The sequence below is a fragment of the Nostoc sp. JL34 genome (genome assembly GCF_017114945.1).
Taxonomy (GTDB): domain Bacteria; phylum Cyanobacteriota; class Cyanobacteriia; order Cyanobacteriales; family Nostocaceae; genus Nostoc.
In genome coordinates this window covers 1-21,054 of sequence record NZ_JABXKQ010000136.1, presented here as the reverse complement: position 1 = coordinate 21,054, position 21,054 = coordinate 1, and the positions used below count along the sequence as shown (strand labels likewise).

The 21,054-nt window shown below is 43.7% G+C and carries 16 protein-coding genes and 2 pseudogenes; 11 read left to right on the top strand and 7 right to left on the bottom strand.

The window, feature by feature from the left end:
• On the bottom strand, positions 1–339 hold the full coding sequence (locus tag HWQ44_RS24700; protein ID WP_292724287.1) for a 2Fe-2S iron-sulfur cluster-binding protein: 339 nt from the start codon (positions 337–339) through the stop codon (positions 1–3).
• Positions 340–414: 75 nt separating this feature from the next.
• Between HWQ44_RS24700 and cimA the strand changes: the two genes are divergently transcribed.
• Entirely contained in the window at positions 415–2,136 is a 1,722-nt protein-coding gene (gene cimA / locus HWQ44_RS24695) for a citramalate synthase (protein ID WP_292724285.1), read from the top strand.
• 338 nt (positions 2,137–2,474) lie between these two features.
• Here cimA and HWQ44_RS24690 read toward each other — a convergent pair whose 3' ends face one another.
• Complete coding sequence (locus HWQ44_RS24690) at positions 2,475–4,031, bottom strand: TonB family protein (protein ID WP_292724283.1); 1,557 nt, start codon at positions 4,029–4,031, stop codon at positions 2,475–2,477.
• 341 nt (positions 4,032–4,372) lie between these two features.
• Between HWQ44_RS24690 and HWQ44_RS24685 the strand changes: the two genes are divergently transcribed.
• The 4 genes from HWQ44_RS24685 (at position 4,373) to HWQ44_RS24670 (ending at position 6,752) form a co-directional block, all read left to right on the top strand.
• Positions 4,373–5,041 (top strand): MotA/TolQ/ExbB proton channel family protein, encoded by a 669-nt coding sequence (locus tag HWQ44_RS24685; RefSeq protein ID WP_292724281.1) that lies wholly within the window; start codon positions 4,373–4,375, stop codon positions 5,039–5,041.
• On the top strand, positions 5,028–5,432 hold the full coding sequence (locus HWQ44_RS24680) for a biopolymer transporter ExbD (RefSeq protein WP_292724279.1): 405 nt from the start codon (positions 5,028–5,030) through the stop codon (positions 5,430–5,432). Before HWQ44_RS24685 ends, HWQ44_RS24680 begins: the two co-directional genes overlap by 14 nt.
• Positions 5,433–5,716: 284 nt before the next feature.
• Positions 5,717–6,367 (top strand): MotA/TolQ/ExbB proton channel family protein, encoded by a 651-nt coding sequence (locus tag HWQ44_RS24675; RefSeq protein ID WP_292724277.1) that lies wholly within the window; start codon positions 5,717–5,719, stop codon positions 6,365–6,367.
• On the top strand, positions 6,351–6,752 hold the full coding sequence (locus HWQ44_RS24670) for a biopolymer transporter ExbD (RefSeq protein WP_292724276.1): 402 nt from the start codon (positions 6,351–6,353) through the stop codon (positions 6,750–6,752). The genes HWQ44_RS24675 and HWQ44_RS24670 overlap by 17 nt, the downstream gene beginning before the upstream one ends.
• A gap of 85 nt (positions 6,753–6,837) precedes the next feature.
• Here HWQ44_RS24670 and HWQ44_RS24665 read toward each other — a convergent pair whose 3' ends face one another.
• Entirely contained in the window at positions 6,838–7,593 is a 756-nt protein-coding gene (locus HWQ44_RS24665) for a thioesterase II family protein (RefSeq protein WP_292724274.1), read from the bottom strand.
• A 318-nt stretch (positions 7,594–7,911) separates the two neighbouring features.
• Here HWQ44_RS24665 and HWQ44_RS24660 point away from each other — a divergent pair, with 318 nt between their 5' ends.
• The 3 genes from HWQ44_RS24660 (at position 7,912) to HWQ44_RS24650 (ending at position 10,948) form a co-directional block, all read left to right on the top strand.
• Positions 7,912–9,612 (top strand): ATP-binding protein, encoded by a 1,701-nt coding sequence (locus HWQ44_RS24660; protein WP_292724273.1) that lies wholly within the window; start codon positions 7,912–7,914, stop codon positions 9,610–9,612.
• 140 nt (positions 9,613–9,752) lie between these two features.
• Positions 9,753–10,277 carry a DUF937 domain-containing protein gene (locus tag HWQ44_RS24655; RefSeq protein WP_292724271.1) on the top strand — a complete coding sequence of 175 codons (525 nt, stop codon included), beginning with the start codon at positions 9,753–9,755 and terminating at the stop codon, positions 10,275–10,277.
• 116 nt (positions 10,278–10,393) lie between these two features.
• Entirely contained in the window at positions 10,394–10,948 is a 555-nt protein-coding gene (locus tag HWQ44_RS24650; RefSeq protein ID WP_292724269.1) for a pyridoxamine 5'-phosphate oxidase family protein, read from the top strand.
• Positions 10,949–11,030: 82 nt separating this feature from the next.
• Here the strand turns inward: HWQ44_RS24650 and HWQ44_RS24645 are convergent, their stop codons facing one another.
• Positions 11,031–11,687: a glutathione S-transferase family protein gene (locus tag HWQ44_RS24645; protein WP_292724267.1), complete on the bottom strand. Its 657-nt coding sequence runs from the start codon at positions 11,685–11,687 to the stop codon at positions 11,031–11,033.
• A 218-nt stretch (positions 11,688–11,905) separates the two neighbouring features.
• On the bottom strand, positions 11,906–12,547 hold the full coding sequence (locus HWQ44_RS24640) for a transaldolase family protein (RefSeq protein WP_292724265.1): 642 nt from the start codon (positions 12,545–12,547) through the stop codon (positions 11,906–11,908).
• A gap of 188 nt (positions 12,548–12,735) precedes the next feature.
• Between HWQ44_RS24640 and HWQ44_RS24635 the strand changes: the two genes are divergently transcribed.
• Both HWQ44_RS24635 and HWQ44_RS24630 read left to right on the top strand, forming a co-directional pair.
• Positions 12,736–15,261 (top strand): sigma 54-interacting transcriptional regulator, encoded by a 2,526-nt coding sequence (locus tag HWQ44_RS24635; RefSeq protein WP_292724263.1) that lies wholly within the window; start codon positions 12,736–12,738, stop codon positions 15,259–15,261.
• A 141-nt stretch (positions 15,262–15,402) separates the two neighbouring features.
• Entirely contained in the window at positions 15,403–15,741 is a 339-nt protein-coding gene (locus tag HWQ44_RS24630) for a hypothetical protein (RefSeq protein WP_292724261.1), read from the top strand.
• Positions 15,742–15,906: 165 nt separating this feature from the next.
• Here the strand turns inward: HWQ44_RS24630 and HWQ44_RS24625 are convergent.
• Together HWQ44_RS24625 and HWQ44_RS24620 are read right to left on the bottom strand one after the other, a co-directional pair.
• Positions 15,907–16,212, bottom strand: a pseudogene (locus HWQ44_RS24625) (DUF4351 domain-containing protein); the annotation flags it as partial.
• A 39-nt stretch (positions 16,213–16,251) separates the two neighbouring features.
• Positions 16,252–17,103 (bottom strand): annotated as a pseudogene (locus HWQ44_RS24620) (Rpn family recombination-promoting nuclease/putative transposase).
• A 365-nt stretch (positions 17,104–17,468) separates the two neighbouring features.
• Between HWQ44_RS24620 and HWQ44_RS24615 the strand changes: the two are divergent.
• The gene (locus HWQ44_RS24615) at positions 17,469–20,840 is read left to right on the top strand and encodes a HEAT repeat domain-containing protein (protein WP_292724260.1); all 3,372 of its coding nucleotides are present in this window, start codon (positions 17,469–17,471) and stop codon (positions 20,838–20,840) included.
• The last annotated feature ends 214 nt before the right edge of the window (positions 20,841–21,054 follow it).

Genomic DNA, 21,054 nt, shown 5'->3' with positions numbered 1-21,054 from the left:
TTAACCTTTTGGTGTCCACACTATTCGAGAACCTTGTCCCCAAAATCCATCAAACTTTGTCACTTTCACATCGCCTAAAACCTGAGTTTGACAGGCTAAACGTAAGTCTGTTGTAGGAGAATGGGGAGGAAGCGAACGCCGTGCTCGATCACGCCAATTCGCTGCTGATACTTTGCCCTCTACCTTAACCGTACAGGTACCGCAACTGCCAATTCCCCGACAGTTTATTACCTTAGCACCGTCATTGTAGAGATCAATACTATTTTGCAGCAAAATTTTTCGGAGATTGCTTCCCTGCTCGCAATCAATTGTTTTACCTTCAGCTAGTACTTTAGGCATTTTTAAATTGCCAAACTGGCTTTTTGTTGTATATTGACACATTGCCTCGAAAGTTGTCTCGTCGGTCCCAGTTTTATGACCCCAAATTCCTCACCTCAACTTTGGCTCTATGACACTACATTACGGGATGGCACTCAGCGCGAGGGACTATCAGTATCGATAGAAGATAAGTTACGCATTGCCCGTAGACTCGATCAACTGGGAATTCCCTTCATTGAAGGCGGTTGGCCTGGTGCCAATCCCAAGGATGTACAATTTTTCTGGCAACTCCAAGAAGATCCGCTCAAACAGGCTGAAATTGTTGCTTTTTGTTCGACTCGCCGCCCCAACTCCATTGCCGCAACAGAACCGATGCTACAGGATATTTTGGCTGCGGGAACTCGCTGGGTAACAATTTTTGGCAAGTCTTGGGATTTACACGTGACAACGGGCCTCAAGACGACATTAGAAGAAAATTTGGCGATGATTCGCGACACAATTGAGTACCTCCGTTCTCAAGGACGTCGCATTATCTACGATGCCGAACATTGGTTTGATGGCTATAAGCACAATCGAGATTATGCTTTACAGACATTAGAGGCTGCGATCGCATCTGGTGCTGAATGGCTAGTCCTTTGTGATACCAATGGCGGCACTTTACCCCACGAAATTAGCCAAATTGTTCAAGATGTGGTAAGAGTGACTGGGGAATTGGGGACTGGGGACTGGGGACTGGGGGCTAGGAAAGACTCTTCCCAGTCCCCAATCTCTAATCCCCATTACCCCTTATCCCCAGAGGGGGCCCCACCTTCCCCAATCCCTCAAATTGGAATTCACACTCATAATGATTCGGAAATGGCGGTTGCTAACGCCATAGCCGCCGTCATGGCAGGGGCAAAGATGGTACAGGGCACAATTAATGGTTACGGTGAACGTTGCGGTAATGCTAACCTCTGTTCGTTAATTCCCAATTTACAACTGAAGGCGGGTTACAGTTGTATCACAGAAGACCAGCTCACACAACTTACAGAAGCTAGTCGTTTTGTGAGTGAGGTGGTCAACCTCGCGCCAGATGAACACGCTCCCTTTGTGGGACGTTCGGCTTTTGCCCATAAGGGCGGTATTCATGTATCAGCTGTGGAACGTAATCCCCTCACTTACGAACACATTCAACCGGAACAAGTCGGGAATCGTCGCCGCATTGTGATTTCGGAACAGTCTGGACTGAGCAATGTTTTAGCCAAAGCCCGCAGTTTTGGGATTGAATTGGATCAGCAAAAGGCAGAAGCTAGGGAAATTCTTCAGCGCCTCAAAGATTTAGAGAGTGAAGGATTTCAATTTGAAGCAGCAGAGGCCAGTTTTGTACTGTTGATGCACGAAGCTTTGGGAGGTCGCCAGAAGTTTTTTGAAGTCAAAGGTTTTCAAGTCCATTGTGACTTGATTGAGGGGAAAGAAACTAGCAATGCCCTAGCTACAGTCAAAGTCGCTGTTGATGGGAAAAATATTCTCGAGGCGGCCGAAGGAAACGGGCCCGTGGCAGCTTTGGATGCAGCTTTACGCAAGGCTTTGGTGAACTTTTATCCCCAAATCGCGACCTTTGATTTGACAGATTACAAAGTGCGGATTCTCAACGGACATACGGGCACTGCGGCAAAAACCCGTGTGTTTGTAGAATCAGGCAATGGTCGTCAACGCTGGACGACAGTAGGGGTTTCCACCAATATTTTGGCGGCTTCCTATCAAGCGGTGGTGGAGGGCTTAGAGTACGGTTTGTTGTTGCACTCCCAAGCGGAAGCGGCCTTAAAAGCTTCTAGTTGACAAAAAGCGGATGTAGTGTATCCACATTTTACGTTTTTTGATCAGAAGGGGAGGCGATCGCACTTTGGCGATTATCGGGCAACATTGTTGCACTTTGCATTAGTGTATTAGTCTTTTCGCACACTCACTCGGCACTAATAACCAAGACGGCGAGCGGCGATTCATCCCATTCTTAAAATGAATGAATAAGCTTTCTCGCCGTCTTTGTGTAAGGAGCGATCGCTGACGATCCCCCTATACCAAAATCCTATTCTCTAGTTGCCTGTTATCGTTTTGCTGGGTTTAAAATTCTTTGCGTCTTTGTGTCAGTCCTGACCCATCAATTTTAACTTTACAGACTACTGCTGACTGGGAGCAGCAGGTTGCGATTGAGGTTGTTGGCGTAAACGGCGCAAAGACTCCCGCAACTTGTTCTGGCTAGTATTATCTCTTCGCCGCCGATTTGTGGTTGCTTGTGGCTTTTGTGATGAATCAGTAACCGTTCGCTCACGCCGAATGCGGCGTAAGGAATCTCTTGCACTTTCTTGAGTACGAGTTGTTCTAGCTTCAGATGATGAGTTTCTAGAAGGACTTTCCCTTCTTTGAGGTTCCAGTCGCCGACTAAATCCAGATATTGCTGGTTTTGTGGCTCTAGCTTCATTAGATGAGGGTGGCAACTCTCTGCGCCTGCGTCTTGGAGATTCTTCTGTAGAGTTGGCAGCCGTTGTCTGCTGGGTTCTCTCTTGTGCTTCTCTTTGTGCTTGCCGTTCTTGAACTTGGCGCGATCGCTGTGAACCTTTTATAGCAAATTCAGTGGCGATAGATACTCCTTGTCTGCCTCCTTCTGCGGGTTTTAATTTCCACTCACGCGCTTGTCTGGCGGTTTCTTCATCTAAGTCGCGGTTTCCACTAGAGCGAGCAATCCTCACATTGGTAACATTACCTTGTGCGTCAGTATCTACAGCTACTTCTACTCTGCCTTCGACTCCTCGCCGTCTTGCTGCTTCTGGATACTTGGCATTACATTCGCGGCAAGCTGCACGACCGTTTCCTGGACTGTTTATTTTTGGAGGTGTTGCCGCTGTTGGCGCTGTTGCTACTGTTGGACGGTTTCCTACTCCATTACCTATACCACTGCCAGAGCCAGAGCCAATGCCACTACCAGTGCCGCTACCAATGCCACTACCAGAGCCAGAGCCAATTCCACTACCGGTGCCACTGCCAATTCCACTACCGGTGCCACTGCCAATTCCACTACCGGTGCCGCTACCAATGCCACTACCGGTGCCACTACCAATGCCACCGCCAGTGCCAGTACCAGTTCCTCCACCAGGGCCAGTACCGCTGCTTGTACCTACAGCAATACCACTACCTGATCCTAAACCAACGCCAGAGCCGCCGCCACCACCCCCACCGCCACCACCACCTGCCGAACTTGCTTTGGAATCTCCAGATAGAAGCGATCGTGGAATGGATGCAGATTTCACAGGAACTTCTGGAGCCGATCGTGGAATGGGTGCAGATTTCACAGGAACTTCTGGCTTGGTAGCAATTGCTTTTGGCGGCGTATTTGTCGGCTGTAGCTTCTGAGCGATCGCTGTAATCTGTTCTTGCTGCTGAATTTTTTCTACTGGTAGAGTTTCTATAGGCTGTTTTTGGACAACTTCTGGTTCTTTTTTGATTTCTTCTGGAATATCTGCGATTGGTTTTTCTGGTTCCGCAGTTGGAGAGTCAACGATCGCTACCTCGATTGGTTCTTCTTCTCCTGTGGGTACTCTGGTCAAATAATTACTTATGCCTGAGGACAGTACGCCGATATGCAGCGCCAGTGAACCTATCAGACTGTAAGTCAGAAAAGACTTGAGAGCCTCAACTTCTTTGGAACGTTGCTCGACAGTAATGCCAGAAAAGCTCATAGCTATTGCTACCTATTCTCACTAACTTAGTTATCTTAGAATGCAAGGTTACAAATATCAAGTAAAAAATTAAAATTACTTGGATAGCATTACGGAACCCTGGACTAGCAAAAACATCTTTCCAAATCACCAATATTATGATTCTTGGACAAAATTAATTTTTGTTTTACATAAATTAAATTAATTTATGTAAAACAAACTAACAAGTAAATAAAAATCATAATTATTAGATTTGAAAAAATTCTCATTATATTTTATATTTTATTGAGAATAACTTTCAGTATTTCTCTAGATTCTGGTAGTCTGATTTTGTATTGTGGATGACGTTATAGAGGCACTACATGGGAATTCAAGATTTGTTTGCAGCAGGCGGTGTGGTCATGTTGCCCTTGCTGGCGTTTTCGGTGTTGGCAGGGGCACTAATGATTGAGCGGGCGAAGTTTTGGATACAGATTGGTAAGCGTCAAAACCGTGTGGTGCGAGAGGTTTTAAATCTTTATCGACTTGATAATGTCGTTAGTGCTGTAGATAAGCTGCAAAAAAATGTAGATTTACCCATAGCACGCATTTTTCTGGCTGGACTACAGCTAGAAAGACCGACTCCAGAAAAATTTCGTTTGGCTTTGAAAAGCGAGGCACAAGCAGAAATCCCTATGCTCAAGCGGTTTCAAGCTGTATTTGACACCATTATCGGTTTAGCGCCTCTGTTGGGACTTCTCGGCACAATTTTAGGATTAATTCGCTCATTTGCTGGACTGAATATTGGTGATGTCGGAGGTACTAAAACTGGTGCAGTCACTGGTGGTATTAGTGAAGCTTTAGTTGCTACCGCCTCAGGATTGGTTGTGGCTATCTTCGTGCTTTTAGGAGCCAGCATCTTCCGGGGACTATACCAGCGGCAGATAACAATGATTCAAGAGTACGGCGGACAGCTAGAAATATTGTTCCTCGATCGCTATGACCAGCTTGATCACTACGAAAAACAGGAGAAGTCCTATGGATCTAGATGATAATGAACCAGATTTACAACCATTTATAAATGTAGTACCTCTGATTGATGTAATGTTTGCCCTTTTGACATTTTTTATTATGTCAACTCTGTTTTTAACACGATCAGAAGGGTTACCAGTAAATCTACCGAAGGCAGCCACGGCGAAGGAACAGCGAATTCCCACTAAAATTACCATTACGGTAGATGAAAAAGGTCTGATAAGCCTAAACCGTAATCCCATAGCAGTTAATGATTTAGCAGTGCAGGTGCGAACTTTAGTTGGTTCTAACCCAGATGCATTGGTGATTATTAATGCTGATCAAAAAGTCTTGCACGGTGAGATAGTGGGGATAATGGATCAAGTCCGTCAGGTTCCGGGAGCAAGGCTAGCGATCGCTACCCAAAGATAAAAGTATAAATACTACTTATCTCACTCAATACTCCCAGATGTTTTAAACCAGGTTAACATCTATCCATCAAGTAAAATCGCCTGCTTCAAATCCACCGTCTTAACAACAGTAGCAGCCAGAATTAATGGAAACTTTATATTCTGGCTCTTAACTCCAAACTCCTTATTTATGATGATTCTATTTGAAAAAATAATCATTATATTCTAAACTCTATTGAGAAAAAGTTTCAGCTTTCTCTAGATTCTGGTAGTCTTACTGTGTATTGTTGATCACGTTAAAATAACATGGGAATTCAGAATTTGTTTGCAGCAGGCGGTGTGGTCATGTGGCCCCTGTTGGCGTTTTCGGTATTGGGTGTGGCACTGATCATCGAGCGGATCAGGTTTTGGGTAAGGATCAATCAGCGTCAAAGCCGTGTGGTGCGAGATGTTTTGAATCTCTACCGTCTTGATAATGTTGTCGGTGCAATGGATAAACTTCACAAAAACGCAGATTTGCCACTAGCCCGGATTTTTCTCGCGGCTTTAGAACTAGAGCAGCCAAATCCCGAGGAATTTCGTTTGGCGTTAGAAAGTGAATCGCAGGCTGAGATACCTGTGTTAAAACGTTTCCAAAACCTTTTCGAGACAATTATTAGTTTAGCGCCACTGTTGGGTCTTCTGGGTACAGTGTTAGGATTGATAGCTTCCTTTGCTTCGCTAAATCTTGGTGACGTGGGAGGTAGCAAAACGGCAAGTGTTACGGCTGGGATTAGTGAGGCTCTAGTATCAACAGCATCAGGATTGATAGTTGCCATATTCATACTCATGTTTGCCAATACCTTTCGAGGACTATACCAACGCCAAATCGCCCTAATTCAGGAATATGGAGGACAGCTAGAATTACTTTACCGTCGTCGTTATGAAGGAGAAAAAACGTATGCGTCTACCAGATGAACCAGAACTTCCGCTACAGATCAACATCGTGCCGATGATTGACGTGATTTTTGCAATTTTGACATTTTTCATCATGTCAACTTTGTTTTTAACACGATCAGAAGGGTTGCCAGTAAATTTACCGAAGGCTAGCACAGCCAAACAACAACAGGTTCCCACTAGAATTACCATTACGGTAGATGAAAAAGAACAGGTTAGCCTGAACCGAAAACCAATTGCAGTTGATGATTTGACAGCGCAAGTGCGGACTTTAATTGGTTCTAATCCAGAAGTGTTAGTGATTATTAATGCTGATGAAAAAGTTGATTATGGTCGGGTAGTAGCGGTAATGGATCGGGTTCGTCAGGTTCCGGGGGCAAAGTTAGCGATCGCTACCCAAAGATAAAAACTAGAAATCTTGTGCATCAGAAGTTCAGAGAGTCAGAAAAATTCTATATTCTGACTCCTAGCTCCTTTTTGTGTAATGACTACTACGAGCTACGCTTACGCATTTGCAACTCTTGAGATATAAGTTTAAATAATAATTCTTGGTGTGAATGGATAAAAAAGTGGTCACCGTTAAACTCATGGAATGAGAAATTAGCGATCGTCTGCTCTCGCCATGCTTGCAAATTATCATGACTAACTTCTTGGTCTTGCAAACCACCAAAAACAGTAATAGGACACTCTAGGGGCTGTTTTTGAGTGTAAGTATAAGTTTCCAGGACAGCAAAATCTGCCCGCAAAATAGGGAGAAACATCTGCATCAGTTCCGGGCTTTCTAGTACTGCTTTGGGTGTACCGTTAAGACTGCGTAGCTCACTCTGCAAATCATGGTCTGAAAGGATGTGGAGGGGTGGTTTTGTGAGCGGGATTTGTGGGGCGCGACGAGCAGATATGAAAAGGTGAAAGGGAGTAAGACTATACTGAGAGCGGAGGAGACGGATTAACTCGAAGCTAACTAATCCGCCCATACTGTGACCGAAGAAGGCGAATGGTTTGTCTAAATATGGGATGAGAATTGGAGCGATCGCTTCAACAAGAGGTTCTAATTGCGTAAAGGGTGCTGACTTAATCTGTCTTCCCCGTCCGGGATATTCCACAGCACAGACCTCAACGTTACTAGGTAGATTATTGGGCCATGTGCGAAAAATTGCCGAGCTACCACCAGCGTAGGGGAAGCAGAATAAACGCAAGTTGGCTTGAGGATTTGGTTGGGGACAGATAACCCAGGAATTTGAGGTCATTTTTTTTACTAGCAATTTATTTCTCTACTATATAAATTCAACTTGATTATTGAAAATATTTGACAGCAGTTTTCATTTACTTAGATTGTGTATTTGTCAGTCCCTAATTAGAAAACTGAGTGGGAACTGAGCGGGTATTCAGTGGGCAGATACTTCTAATCTTCATAATTTCAGTATTTTTTCCTAGGGTAGAAAAAAGCAACTTTTGGTAAACTGAGAGCGCATTTTGTATAAAATGTGTTCTTATTCACTTGCGGCTGGATTTCTTGTTTTTGATGAAAAAACACCTAGTAAAAAAATTCAACAGCGAGTTGTACCATGATTGCAACACCTAAATTAAGATACTTAAACTGGGTTCAACAAGGATTCCACCAGCTTAGTATTCGGCAAAAAATTTTTTGTGGGTACGGTCTGGCTTTGGGAATTGCAGTTTTGGGAACAACAGCGGGGTTGGTAATAGGCGATCGCTATTTCCAACAAGCTAGACAACAGATGATCTTGGTAGATGAAGAAGGAAGCTTATTAAGTAGTTTGCAAGGCGAACTGTTGGAAATACAGATCCGCCAGCAAGAAATAGTGCCTTTGTTACAGCAACAGCAAGCGTTGCAAAGGGAAATTTCTGATTTCAAAAGCCATCTGGCGGATGCCGAAACGTTGCTTTCTCAAGTGCAGGAATTTAGTCAAACTAGTTCGCAAGAAGATTTACAAGCTCTGCTGACAAAGTATAACAGCACAATAGCCGGATATTTTGAACAATTCAGGGCGCTGATTCGGCAAATTTTGCCATTAAGTTCACAGCCAGAGGGAGCTATAAAAGCGCAGCAATTAATCTCGAAATTCAGTCAAAGTCAGGATGCTCTCAAGTTTTATAGATTTGCCCATGAGTTAACCGACTTTGCTAAAACGCTGCAAAAACATCAAGAGGAGGCTCATCTAGCTCAAGAAAAGGCTGCGTTCATCCAAGCTCAGATTATTATTGCTAGTATGCTGCTGTCAGTGGCGATCGCAGCTATACTCGCTTTCTACACAAGTAAAATCATCGCCTATCCCATTAACGCGGTGACGAATATTGCCCAAAGAGTTACCCAAGAAGCTAATTTTGACTTGCAAGCAGATGTAATTACACAGGATGAAGTGGGAGCATTAACTATCTCTCTGAATCAACTTATCCAACAGGTGAAGCATCTTTTAGAAGAACAACAAGCCGAGGGCCAAGTCCGACTGATTCAAAGTGAGAAAATGTCTAGTTTAGGACGAATGCTGGCTGGTGTCGCCCACGAAATTAATAATCCGATAAATTTCATTTCTGGCAACCTCGTACACGCGAAAACCTATACTGAAGACCTATTAGCGCTACTGCAAACATACAAAGCCGAAGTTCCTCACCCTTCCGTAGCGGTGCAAACACTAGCAGAAGAAATTGATTTGGAATTTTTGGAAGGAGATTTGCCCAAACTCTTCAATTCAATGACAGTTGGGGCTGACCGCACGCGAGAAATTGTGCGGAGTTTGAAAGATTTCTCTCGTTTAGATGAGGGAGAAGTACAGTTAGTAGAGGTACACGCTTGTCTAGATAGTACACTGCTGATTCTAAACAATCGCCTGAAAAATGGGATTAGCCTTGTTCGCAATTATGGAGATATTCCACCGATTCCAGGCTATACAGGTTTACTTTATCAGGTATTTATGAATCTTCTCAGCAATGCCATTGATGCATTAGAGGAAAAATTGACTGAGAATCCAGATTTTTTAGCTGAAATTACCATTATCACAGAATGTTGGCAGAATGATTTAGTCATAGTGCGAATTGCAGACAACGGCTCTGGTATTTCACCAGAAAATCAGCAAAAGATATTTGAGACATTTTTCACAACCAAACCACGAGGCATTGGTACTGGTTTGGGGCTAGCGATCGCATATCAGATTGTGGTAGAAAAACATCAGGGGAAGATTACTTGCCAATCTGAGTTAAATCAAGGAACAGAGTTTGCAATCGCTTTACCGATTACTCATCCTTAAGTTAGTAGCTTTGGAAATTTTATTAGTTCATTATGAATCACGTGTTCTAATCTTTTAGTAGACTGACGGAAGTCTGTGTACATAAAAGACTTCAAGCCAGTTTTGGCAAGCTTTTTGAGAACAAAGAGAGAATCAAACTTATGGGACTTTTCGATCAAATTCTTGGTGCTGTCGCTAATCCCAATCAGCAGGGCAGCTTAGGTCAACTGGGAAGTATTATCAATACTGTACAGCAGTTGAGCGATCGCACAGGCGCAGATCCTTCTACCATCCAATCAGTTTTGTCAATTGTGGGTGGTCAAGTGCGTTCTGCTCTACAAGACAAGCAAGCCACTGATGGGAATGAAGCCGCACAAACACTAGTAAATCAATATGCTGGGACTTCTCCTAACCCCCAAGCCGTCAATTCGCTGTTTTCTCCTGCGATACAACAGCAAGTAGCTCAGGTTGCAGCCCAACGCACTGGGTTAGATGCTGGTATAGTTCAACAATTGCTGCCTTTAGCAGTACCTTTGGTACTAAATTTTTTGCAATCAGGTGCCAATGCCCAGAATCCCCAAGCTGGCGGAAATCCCGTACTGAATTCCTTCTTAGATGCTGACGGCGATGGCGATGTCGATATCGCTGATGCCATCCAAATGGCTAGTCGATATATGAGACAGTAACACTTTTCCCTACTCCCTTGGAATCAGCCAGACATCGGTAATTAGGCCTTGCTAGATTCTTAGCTAAGACATAGGCTGAAAACAGGGGAAATTTGCAAATATAAATCAGACAGTCTATGTCTAAACTTTTTGACTGTATTAATGAGGAACTGCAAGACTTTATTGCTGCCCAACACCTTTTCTTCGTTGGCTCTGCACCTTTGAGTCCTACAGGCCATGTTAACCTGTCTCCTAAAGGTCTGGACTGCTTTCGCATCCTCTCTCCCAAGCGAGTAGGTTACGTAGACCTCACAGGTAGTGGTAACGAAACATCAGCCCATTTGCAAGAGAATGGGCGGATAACCTTTATGTTTTGTGCCTTTGAAGAACCCGCGTCTATCCTGCGTCTTTACGGTCAGGGAAGCACGATTTTACCGAGTTCTCCAGACTGGGACTCCCTATACTCACTGTTTTCACCCATCCCTGGAACTCGTCAAATTATCGTCGCTGACATTGAAAAAATCCAGATATCTTGTGGTTTTGGCGTACCACTCTATGAATATCGAGGTCAGCGCCAGACTCTAGTAAACTGGGCTAGTAAAAAAGGCGAAGAGGGGGTTCGAGAATATCAACAACAAAAAAATCTCGTCAGCATTGACGGTTTAGCAACACCACTAAGTAAATTATCCTGAAAGTTTGTCGTTTGGAGGGTAGGCGCTACAATGCCTACTCTACTGTAATACCTAACCATCTAAACAACATAATGCTATTTCCCTAAAACTCGTATTGAGAGATAATTTCTGTCTCCCTCTTCGCTGCATTTATCCACTCTTGCATTACTGGAAGCGCCAAAACTGACTCAACATAATCTCTAGAAACAGTATCTAACTGCACATCATAGGTTACAAACCGCAGAACAACTGGAGCAAAGAACGCATCAGCAATTGTGAACTTGCCAAACAACAAATTGCCACCAGCCCCAAATTTTTGACGTGATTCTTGCCAGATACTCGTGATGCGGTCAATGTCTTGTTGGACGCCGGATGCTAAACCTTTTCCAGGATATTTTATCCGGCAGTTCATCGGCATATTCTGACGCAAATTTTGAAACCCTGAGTGCATTTCCGCACTGATTGAACGGGCTAATGCCCTTGCAGCCTTATCCTCTGGCCACCATTGCAGAGTTGGAAACGTTTCAGCCAGATATTCACAAATAGCGAGAGAATCCCACACTGTTTGCGTATCGTGCAATAACACAGGTACTTTTCCTGATGATGAGTATTGCTGAATTTTCGCTGAAAAATCTTGGCTTTTGGAGAGAGGAATCCGAATCTCATTGAATTCTAAACCAAATTGCTTCATCGCTAACCAAGGACGAAGTGACCAAGATGAATAATTTTTATTGCCAATTACCAAAGTGAGTTGTGTCATATTTTTAATCCCTATGTGGACTTGTTAACGTAATTCCAGACCACTAATAAGTATCTAGGCATAAATAAATTTAAAGTTTGTAGTCAGGACTTTAGTCCTGATAATCCTTGCTCTGAGCGATAAATCGCTCACTACAAACTAGGAGTTTATTTTATATTTAATTATGTCTACCTACTTAAAGACAATTTAGTGGGAGACTTCAACCCAATAATGACGAATTAGTAATTAGTTAAACCGATGCCTCCTTTAGCAAATTCTTCAACAGTTTTTTGTGAAAATTCATGAGTTGCGATCGCCTGCAACATTGCCAGTGGTAAAGTCAAATGATCCGCCCCAGCTTGTAACGACGCAGCTGCTTCTTCGGGAGATTTGATACTAGCTGCCAAGATTTTCGTATCACTGCCTTTGAGGACGCTAGCCATATCCCGCACCAAGGCAATACCGTCACCTAACAACCTAGTGGCGCGATTTACATAAGCTATGGCAATTTTAGCTCCTGCTTCTCGTGCTACTGCTGCCTGTGCTGCACTATAAATCGCTGTCACTGAACAAGTAATTTCTGGTGAGAGACTCGCCACTACTTCAAAACCTAGCGGTGTTGCCGGAATCTTTAAAATTGTTTGTGAACCAATAATCTCGAAAGCTTTTCTACCTTCAGCTAGCATCCCAGCTTGATCGGATGCCAGAAGTTGATAGTATAACGGCCCAGAAGTCAAGGCAACCAATTTTTTGAGCGTGGTTTCTGGTGGCGTATTGCTTTGAGACAACAGCGTGGGATTTGTGGTAATGCCTTTCACCCATCCCCAAAGCTTAACAACTTCAGCTTCCGATGCGATCGCTGAGTCTAGATAAATTGCCATAATTTGTCCCCTTAACTCGCTATAACTCTGCATTCATCTCTCGTGCGCTGTAAATGTAAAGCACACGAAGCTGCAAGAATAAACATTGCACATTGTGTATTAATGCACAACAGCTGAACACAGATATTTTGACATACCCTTTCAAGAGATAATTCCTCTTATACAGCAGCCTACACGGAGAATTTAAGATGACATCTCCAGAAACGGTTATATGGCTACAAGAACGTACGTCTTTAGGAATTCTCTCACATGAGGTGTTAAATGCGATCGCTCAAGTAATTGAAGAACAAGTAGTAAGTGCCGAAACTGACTTAGTTAGCGAAGGCACTCCTCCAGAAGCCCTTTATATTCTTGTAGAAGGTCAACTCGAAAGCAATAGCACCAATGAAACTAACCCAGCCTTAGCTTGTGGATTCCTCCCCGGAGCAGTGATTGAACTCAAAGAATTGCTGTTGGATGAATTAAGTCCATTCACAATTACTACGGTAACCGAATGTCACTTGTGGGTTGTGCCTGCGGCTAAATTTCGGGAATTAGCCACCCAACACCCCGAAATTGCTCAGGCTTTTTCCCGCCAATTGGCTCAAGAATTAGCTCAGGTTACATCTGCACTTGGCTATGAACAAGAACGTTCTCTCGCTTTGCGACCATATTTAGTCACCAAGGCGCAACGCGGAATTGTCGGTACAAGTCGCTATGCTGTGCGCCTACGGGAGCAAATTCGTGAAGCGGCTGCTGACCGCAAATCAGTGGATATTTTCGGAGAACCAGGGTTAGAAAAAGACAATATAGCAGCCCTAATCCACTTTGGTTCTCCCAAACGGCGAGAACCAATTGTGAAAGTAAATTGTGGTATTCTCCAAACGAGCGGTGCAGATTTATTCGGTCGCGCTGGCGGTAAACCAGGACTGTTGGAATGGTTGGGAGAAGGCACTCTAGTTCTCAACAACATCCAAGAATTGCCGGAAGAATTATTATCTCCCGTGACGCAGTTGCTCAAAACTGGCACATATACCCCCGTGGCTCGTTCTGGAGAACCAGCACCGGAACCTCGCCCCAGTAGAGCCAGAATTCTGATTGTTTCAGAAAAAACTCAGCCGACAATTGAACGCTCTGTTGGTCACATTATTAAAGTACCACCGCTACGGGTGCGGAAAGCGGATATTCAAACGCAGGTTGAATATTATACTAGTCTCTACATTCGGGCTAGAGGCGTTCCGAAACCGCACATCACCCCAGAAGCTTTGCGTCGCCTCCAGTCCTATGATTTTCCTGGGAACCTCAAGGAATTGAAAAATCTGGTAGAAAGAGCGATCGTGCAAGCGGAGGGTGCTAATGAATTAACAGAAGAAATTTTCTGGCCAGCCGAAACTAAGAAAAAACGCTTTCGGGTAAATCTCTTAAATGCCTATCCTTCTTTACGGCGGTTTTTACGTAGTGACTGGTGGCCCGATCGCATTAATTATGGTTTTACTGCAACGGCTTTTGCGATGATTGTGGCAGTATTATTCATTGGGCCGCAAACCCGCGATCGCAATTTCGTCTTAAATCTATTTTGGGCTTGGTGGTGGCCGTTCTTCTTATTTCTCTTTCCCTTTTTGGGACGTATCTGGTGTTCTGTTTGTCCCTTCATGATTTACGGGGAAATTACTCAAAAGCTCTCCCTCTGGCTGTGGCCGCGAAAACTCAAACGCTGGCCGAGAGAACAAGCTGAGAAATGGGGCGGATGGTTCATGTTTGGGTTATTTACCCTAATTTTCTTATGGGAAGAACTCTGGCATTTAGAAAATACAGCTTACCTCAGCGCTTGTTTGCTGCTGTTAATTACTGCTGGGGCGATGATTTTCTCCGCTCTTTTTGAGCGACGGTTTTGGTGTCGTTATCTCTGTCCCATCGGCGGGATGAATGGTTTATTTGCCAAACTCTCAATGACGGAACTCCGGGCACAGCAAGGTATTTGTTCTGCCAGTTGCACCACGTATCAGTGTTATAAAGGTGGGCCGCAAAAGGGCGAAGGGTTGGAAACCAATGGATGTCCTTTATACTCACATCCAGCCCAGTTAGAAGATAACCGAGATTGCGTACTGTGCATGACTTGCCTGAAAGCCTGTCCCCATCGTTCCGTTGAATTTAACTTACGTCCCCCTGGTATTGAACTGTGGACAACCCATGTACCCCGTAGCTATGAAGTAGCATTGTTATTTTTGCTGTTGGGGGGGATATATCTGCATCGCTTGCCAGAATTGCAATCTTGGTTGGGGTTACAACTGGATTTAACTCAGTTTTGGCAGCACTTGGGATTATCCCTGCTAGTGTTAATTATTCCAGCGATTTTTACCTTCGCGGCTTATGGCTTGCTCCAAGTGTTCAACTTTAACCGTAAGCCTCGAAAATTTGTAGAACTTGCATATAGCTACCTACCATTAGTTTTGGGGGGAAACTTGGCTCACTATCTACGTTTGGGCTTAGGCGAAGGTGGGCGGATTTTACCCGTGACTTTTGCTACTCTTGGTTTGAGTGGTGAACAATTGCCAATATTGGTTGCTCACCCGGCTGTGATTGCCTTTTTGCAAGGTGCAACGATAATTTTCTCAGTGTTGCTGACTATGTTATTAACGCAAAAAATTGCCAAGCAACCAGTGCGATCGCTCATGCCGCAACACCTAGCAGCTATTGGGTTGGGAATTAGTATGTGGGCAATTATCGTCTTTTAAGCTTCACATCCTCCACCAGGCGGTTTCTAATCGCCTGGGCTAGGTGCAAAATGTGAGTTAAGAACATTCTTCCCTACGAACGTGATAGAAAATACTTATATGATTTATGATTTTTGACTCATAGTGTAAGGATTACAGATAATGCACGTTCTAAAAAGATCCATCAAACCTGCAACTTATATATCATTCCTCCACATTTACCAAACGACTTGGGGGACTGCTGGTGATATTTGTTTAATCCGTGAATCTGTAGCGAATGATAGTACAGCGAAGTTTATCGGGCACAAAATCGAACTAGCAATTCCAAGAGGGTTGGAGCGCGATCGCATTGCCAATTGTCCGATAATTAAAGTTGCAGGTAATGTCGGCGACGGACATCCCAAAGAGCATCCGTTGGAATGGGAGGCTTATGAGGGTGTAAATGAAGAAGTAGCTTTAGCAGCTCTCAAACCTTGGGGCTTCAAGTTAATTGAGCTTTAATGTGGCAATCTGACAAGCTCAACTCACTTTCGTTCTTCTGAAACTATTTTTCCCCTAGCGCCATTAGACATTGGCTCAAATGGAAAAATTCATCTAATAGACATAGGAGTGAAATTAATTATGCGTTGCCCGAAGTCCTTGGTAGGCATAATTCATGAATTGTGCTTACGTTATTTTCACTCCTACGTCTAATGTACCAAACCAGGTTTTTAAATCCGCGTAGTTTACCGCCGTAGGCATCGCCTGAAAATCCAACAATGCTTCACCGAGATTTTCTAATTGTTCTAAAGAGAGAGTTTCAATCCGGTTAAGCACCTCTTGGGGTAATTCTCCCACCCGTCGAGTAAGTTGACGGAGAATCAGCGCTCGTTCTCGTTGTTCTCCTCGTTGTTCGCCTTCAGCAAGAATTTCTTGATAAATCACTGACTCGCGCATTATACGCTCCCGAAATAATTGTCGAATCAAATCTTGATTTTGACGAGCGACATAGAGAGTAGATTTAATTAGTTGCTACTCTAATGTACTAAACCAGGTTTCTAAATCCGCGATCGCCTGAAAATCCAACAATGCTTCACCGAGATTTTCTAATTGTTCTAAAGAGAGAGTTTCAATACGGTTAAGCACCTCTTGGGGTAATTCTCCCACCCGTCGAGTCAGCAGACGGAGAATCAGCAATTGCCCTTCTGCTTTTCGTCCTTCTTCCCGTCCGCGTTGTTCGCCGCGTTGTTCACCTTCAGCGAGAATTTCTTGATAAATCACTGACTCGCGCATCATACCCTCCCGAAATAATTGTCGAATCAAGTCTTGATTGTATTTTAACCCCGCTAAGATTTGGGTATACGCGGAAATTTATGGTCGTTGTCTTGGCTCAAGTTGATTAACTTTGACCACAACTTGTTGCAACAAAGCTTGGGGTTGCGTAGTTGCCGCCAGTGGTGCTAATGGTAACAAAGCTGGGTCATTGAGGAATGGTTCAGGATTTTCTTCCCATAAGCGAATCACGCGATATTCGTGACGGGTAGTTTCCACACAGAAGACAGTTTCAATTACTGTTTCTGCTGCGGGGGGAAGCAATAATACGACAACTTGCGTTATTGGTAGACGATACAAACGATATAAGCGTACCCAATAATCTAGCATCCGCAGGGGTAGGGGTGGCGTAGATTCTAGTTTGGTTTGAAATTCCAGATGGAGAATGCGTCCTTGTAATTGTAAGAATGTGACATAATCAGCGCGAATTGGTTCAATGCTCAATTCGGTTTTGAGGACTTTGACAGAAGTTTGTGGTGTTCCTAATACCCAACTGGCAAAGGTAGCAGGATGTTTTTCGGACAGTAGTTTGCAGAGGTTATCAAAGGACATTAGCGATCGCTAACAATTGAACGAGGTATTGTTATTATCTCGTGCAGTGGTTTGAGTAGGCGATGTCTACGACGGTCACTGACTTGTACTGAGCGCAGCCGAAGTAGCTTGTCGAAGTGCGGGCTACGCCTACGCACCATCGCTCAAGGAAGCTCATTATTATACTTTTGGTGTATCTTTTTAAATTCCTGTACCTGTAATAATTACATTAATATTCCATTTCTAGCTAGGTTGAGTTATCAGCCGATAAAAAGATAACTGTAGCGGTTCCTGATTTACTAGTAAAAAACCTAACCCCTTCTCTTTCCCTACCGAGGAAAGGGCAGAAACAGCCTTCATTACTAAATAAATTACGAATTATAGTAATGCATTTGCACATAATTAAAAAGCGATCGTCGCCCTTTTTCCTTTTTCCCTTTATCCTGCTGTTGACTCTCCTCCTCGCGCTACCTTGGGTAAGCGCGAAAGAACCGCTTAAGCCCAAGCCGGAAGCTTGGCAGATTAACGGTATCGTTGCTGCCCTTGATGATGGATATGACGAAGTAAAGAAACTCGCTTTTGAAAAACTCAATGAATATGATCTAAAAAATTTGAAATCGGTGGTTCAAAAACCAGAGGATATTGCTCAAAAAGCTGCCAAAATCCTTAAGGATAAAACCGTTGATACATACTTTCGTTCTGTTGTAGCATTAGCATTAGAAAATATTGGGGAGGTAGCCAAACTCTACATCAAAGATATCTTTGATTTCCTCAAGGATAAAACTGTTGACTCATTTGATCGTTACCGTGTAGCAGAGGCATTGGGAAATCTGGAAGAGGCAGCCAAACCCTATGTCAAAGATATCTTTGACTTCCTCAAGGATGACATCCTACTTCACGAAAACATTTATGGCTCCTCTGCTCCTGCCAGTGCAGCGGAGGCATTGAGCAAAATGGGAGAGGTTGCAAAACCCTACGTCAAAGACATCGCTGACTTCCTCAAGGATAAAACCGTTGATCCAAGTGTTCGTTCTAGGGCGGCAGAGGCATTGGGCAAAATGGGGGAAGCTGCTAAACCCTACGTCAAAGATATCGTTGACTTCCTCAAGGATAAAACCGTTGATCCAAGTGTTCGTTCTAGGGCGGCACAGGCATTGGGAAATCTCGGTGAAGTTGCCAAACCTTACGTCAAAGACATCGCTGACATCCTCAAGGATAAAACCGTTGATCCAATTGTTCGTTCTAGTGCAGCAGAGGCATTGGGAAATCTCGGTGAAGTTGCCAAACCTTACGTCAAAGACATCGCTGACATCCTCAAGGATAAAACCGTTGATCCAATTGTTCGTTCTAGTGCAGCAGAGGCATTAGCAAATCTCGGTGAAGTTGCCAAACCTCACGTCAAAGACATTGCTGACTTCCTCAAAGCTAATATCCTCGAAGAGAACACCCATATCTTTCTTAGCCTTACCTTTAATCGCTCCTCTATTCTTTTTAGCGCTGCAAATGCATTGGGCGAAATGGGGGATGCAGCCAAACCCTACGTCAAAGACATCGCTGACATCTTCAAAGATAAAACCCTTGATCCAAGTGTTCGTTTTAATGCAGCAGAAATATTGGTAAATCTAGGGGATGCAGCCAAACCCTACGTCAAAGACATTGGTGATATCCTCAAGGATAAAACCTTTAGCTCAAGCTTACGTTCCGGTGCAGCACAGACATTGGGAAAATTGGGGGAGGTAGCCAAACCCTACATCAAAGACATCCTCGACTTCCTCAAGCAAAAAACCGTTGACACAAGGGATCGTAGCGATGCAGTTTTTGCATTGGTAAATTTGGGGGAGGTAGCCAAACCCTACGTTAAAGACATCGCTGACATCCTCAAGGATAAAACTTTTGAGAACTATTTTCGTTCTGATGTAGCAAATGCATTGGGTAAGATAGAACAACTAAACCTGAATAATATTGTTGTAATTCTAGATAGCATCTATTACGCAGGTCAATCAGAATTTGAACAGTGGCGATTTTTAACCTATTTCCTGGGTGGCGGCACTGATGAAGTCAAAACAATGCTTACATGGCTGGGTTTCCCTGAGACTAAAACAATTCCTGCTTCATTAAGCCACGATCGCGGTGATAAAACTCTCAAAATATTTGCCCAAGCCTGGGAACCGAGTCGAGATTTTGCACGATTACGCGAAGACTTAGCAAAGCAAATTGCTGTAGTTGCAAGAAAAGTCCATTGGAAACCGCAAGATATTGGTATTCTAGAAACTCACTACAACAACCTCAAAAACGCCGGATACAACGAAGCTGATTCGCTGCAATCAGTAATAGTTCATCTCAAAACTTGGCAGTGGTTGTTCAACGCCAGAACTACTATTTTGATTCATGCTGCCTTTTGGCTTGTCCTCATCTTCGCTTATCCCAAATTTCCCCAAGTTCAAGCCATCTTCTTCTGGAACCCTTGGGTAAGGCGCATTCTCGGTGTCGGCTACGTTGGCTTAATTCTCACCTGGGTTCCATTTTTCCGCGAAAAGTTATTTGAACCTTTCAAGCCTTCCCTACTAGCCGATGCCGGGTTAGATAATTTTAACCCCGAAGCTTACTTCCCAAATTCTAAAGTGAAAATTCCCGGTGTAGATGAACCCGTACCAATTACCCAAGTGCTACCTAACATCAAAGGACAAGTCATCTTGGAAGGTGATTCTGGCCTGGGTAAGTCAATGTATCTGCGCTACTTGGTAAAAACTTCTGGGCGGCTTGTGGTTTATCTACCTGCCCAGAAGTGTGACAAAGGAGTAATTGAGGCAATTCAAGCCAAGCTGCACGGACAAGCACAAGATGCTGATTTTCTCAAGAATTTAATTTACAGTGGCGCATTAGATATTTGCATTGACGGACTCAATGAAGTTACCGCCGACACCAGGGCAAAAATCTGTCAGTTTGCCGAAAGCTATTTCCGGGGTAACATCATCATGACCACCCAACCCCTAGAGTGGACACCACCCTCAACAGCCAAAATATATAAATTGCTCCCCCTTGAGGAACCACAAATTCAGCAATTTCTGATTTCCCGTCAGCCACGACTGCCCAAAAATGCCAAAGTTCAAGGTACTGATTATGAGCAAGCCACTGCTAGTTTTTTAACTAAAGCCCTAACTAATCAGCAATCACCACAAGAATTAACTGCCATTGAGAAGGTTCTCTCTAATCCAATGGATTTAACTGTGGTAGCCTTGATGCTATCCCAAGGCGAATACCCCGATTTGTTTCACTTGCAACAACATCAATATCAATTGATGGCAGCAGAATATTTGCAAGAGTGGAACCAGGAATTTCCGCTAAAAAAATTCTCCGATGCTGTCTATCAAATGCGGCTGAAAGATGAGCAAGCATTACCTGCGGATGAATTTTACCAGGTATTACAGTCATTGGAAGACGATAAATATAAAATGGTTGTCAGCCGTCAGTGGCAAGACGAAAAAGGCGAAGCCAAGAGAGAATGGTACTTTCGCCACGATAAGATTATGGATTTCTTTTTGGTGCAGAATTTTCTCGGCGAGAGTGAGGAAGCTAAAAACCGTCTCATTGACCACATGGACGACCCTCGTTTTCGTGGTGTCTACTTTTTGCTAGCAACTTTACTCCCGTTAGATGCAGCCAAAGAACTGAAGGAAAAATTAGTTCAATACGCCGCCGATACCAAAGACCATACTGTGAGTGATACCTTTGTGCAATTGTTGCGGCCAAGGTCGTGATATTAATTCGTAATTAATAAAGAGAGTTATAGGCTGAGGGCAAATTCTTGATTCAATTGAAATGAGTCTTTGATACTCGTGAATGAGTATTTGAACCGGATGAATCCACCTCTGAACTCCGTTAACGAGTATTTGAACCGGATGAATCCACCTCTGAACTCCGTTAACGAGTATTTGAACTGGATGAATCCACCTCTGAACTCCGTTAACGAGT

Excerpts from the sequence above, each read along its gene's own strand:
- HWQ44_RS24700 (WP_292724287.1), bottom strand. The coding sequence starts at position 339 with ATGCCTAAAGTACTAGCTGAAGGTAAAACAATTGATTGCGAGCAGGGA.
- cimA (WP_292724285.1), top strand. The coding sequence starts at position 415 with ATGACCCCAAATTCCTCACCTCAACTTTGGCTCTATGACACTACATTA.
- HWQ44_RS24690 (WP_292724283.1), bottom strand. The coding sequence starts at position 4,031 with ATGAGCTTTTCTGGCATTACTGTCGAGCAACGTTCCAAAGAAGTTGAG.
- HWQ44_RS24685 (WP_292724281.1), top strand. The coding sequence starts at position 4,373 with ATGGGAATTCAAGATTTGTTTGCAGCAGGCGGTGTGGTCATGTTGCCC.
- HWQ44_RS24680 (WP_292724279.1), top strand. The coding sequence starts at position 5,028 with ATGGATCTAGATGATAATGAACCAGATTTACAACCATTTATAAATGTA.
- HWQ44_RS24675 (WP_292724277.1), top strand. The coding sequence starts at position 5,717 with ATGGGAATTCAGAATTTGTTTGCAGCAGGCGGTGTGGTCATGTGGCCC.
- HWQ44_RS24670 (WP_292724276.1), top strand. The coding sequence starts at position 6,351 with ATGCGTCTACCAGATGAACCAGAACTTCCGCTACAGATCAACATCGTG.
- HWQ44_RS24665 (WP_292724274.1), bottom strand. The coding sequence starts at position 7,593 with ATGACCTCAAATTCCTGGGTTATCTGTCCCCAACCAAATCCTCAAGCC.
- HWQ44_RS24660 (WP_292724273.1), top strand. The coding sequence starts at position 7,912 with ATGATTGCAACACCTAAATTAAGATACTTAAACTGGGTTCAACAAGGA.
- HWQ44_RS24655 (WP_292724271.1), top strand. The coding sequence starts at position 9,753 with ATGGGACTTTTCGATCAAATTCTTGGTGCTGTCGCTAATCCCAATCAG.
- HWQ44_RS24650 (WP_292724269.1), top strand. The coding sequence starts at position 10,394 with ATGTCTAAACTTTTTGACTGTATTAATGAGGAACTGCAAGACTTTATT.
- HWQ44_RS24645 (WP_292724267.1), bottom strand. The coding sequence starts at position 11,687 with ATGACACAACTCACTTTGGTAATTGGCAATAAAAATTATTCATCTTGG.
- HWQ44_RS24640 (WP_292724265.1), bottom strand. The coding sequence starts at position 12,547 with ATGGCAATTTATCTAGACTCAGCGATCGCATCGGAAGCTGAAGTTGTT.
- HWQ44_RS24635 (WP_292724263.1), top strand. The coding sequence starts at position 12,736 with ATGACATCTCCAGAAACGGTTATATGGCTACAAGAACGTACGTCTTTA.
- HWQ44_RS24630 (WP_292724261.1), top strand. The coding sequence starts at position 15,403 with ATGCACGTTCTAAAAAGATCCATCAAACCTGCAACTTATATATCATTC.
- HWQ44_RS24615 (WP_292724260.1), top strand. The coding sequence starts at position 17,469 with ATGCATTTGCACATAATTAAAAAGCGATCGTCGCCCTTTTTCCTTTTT.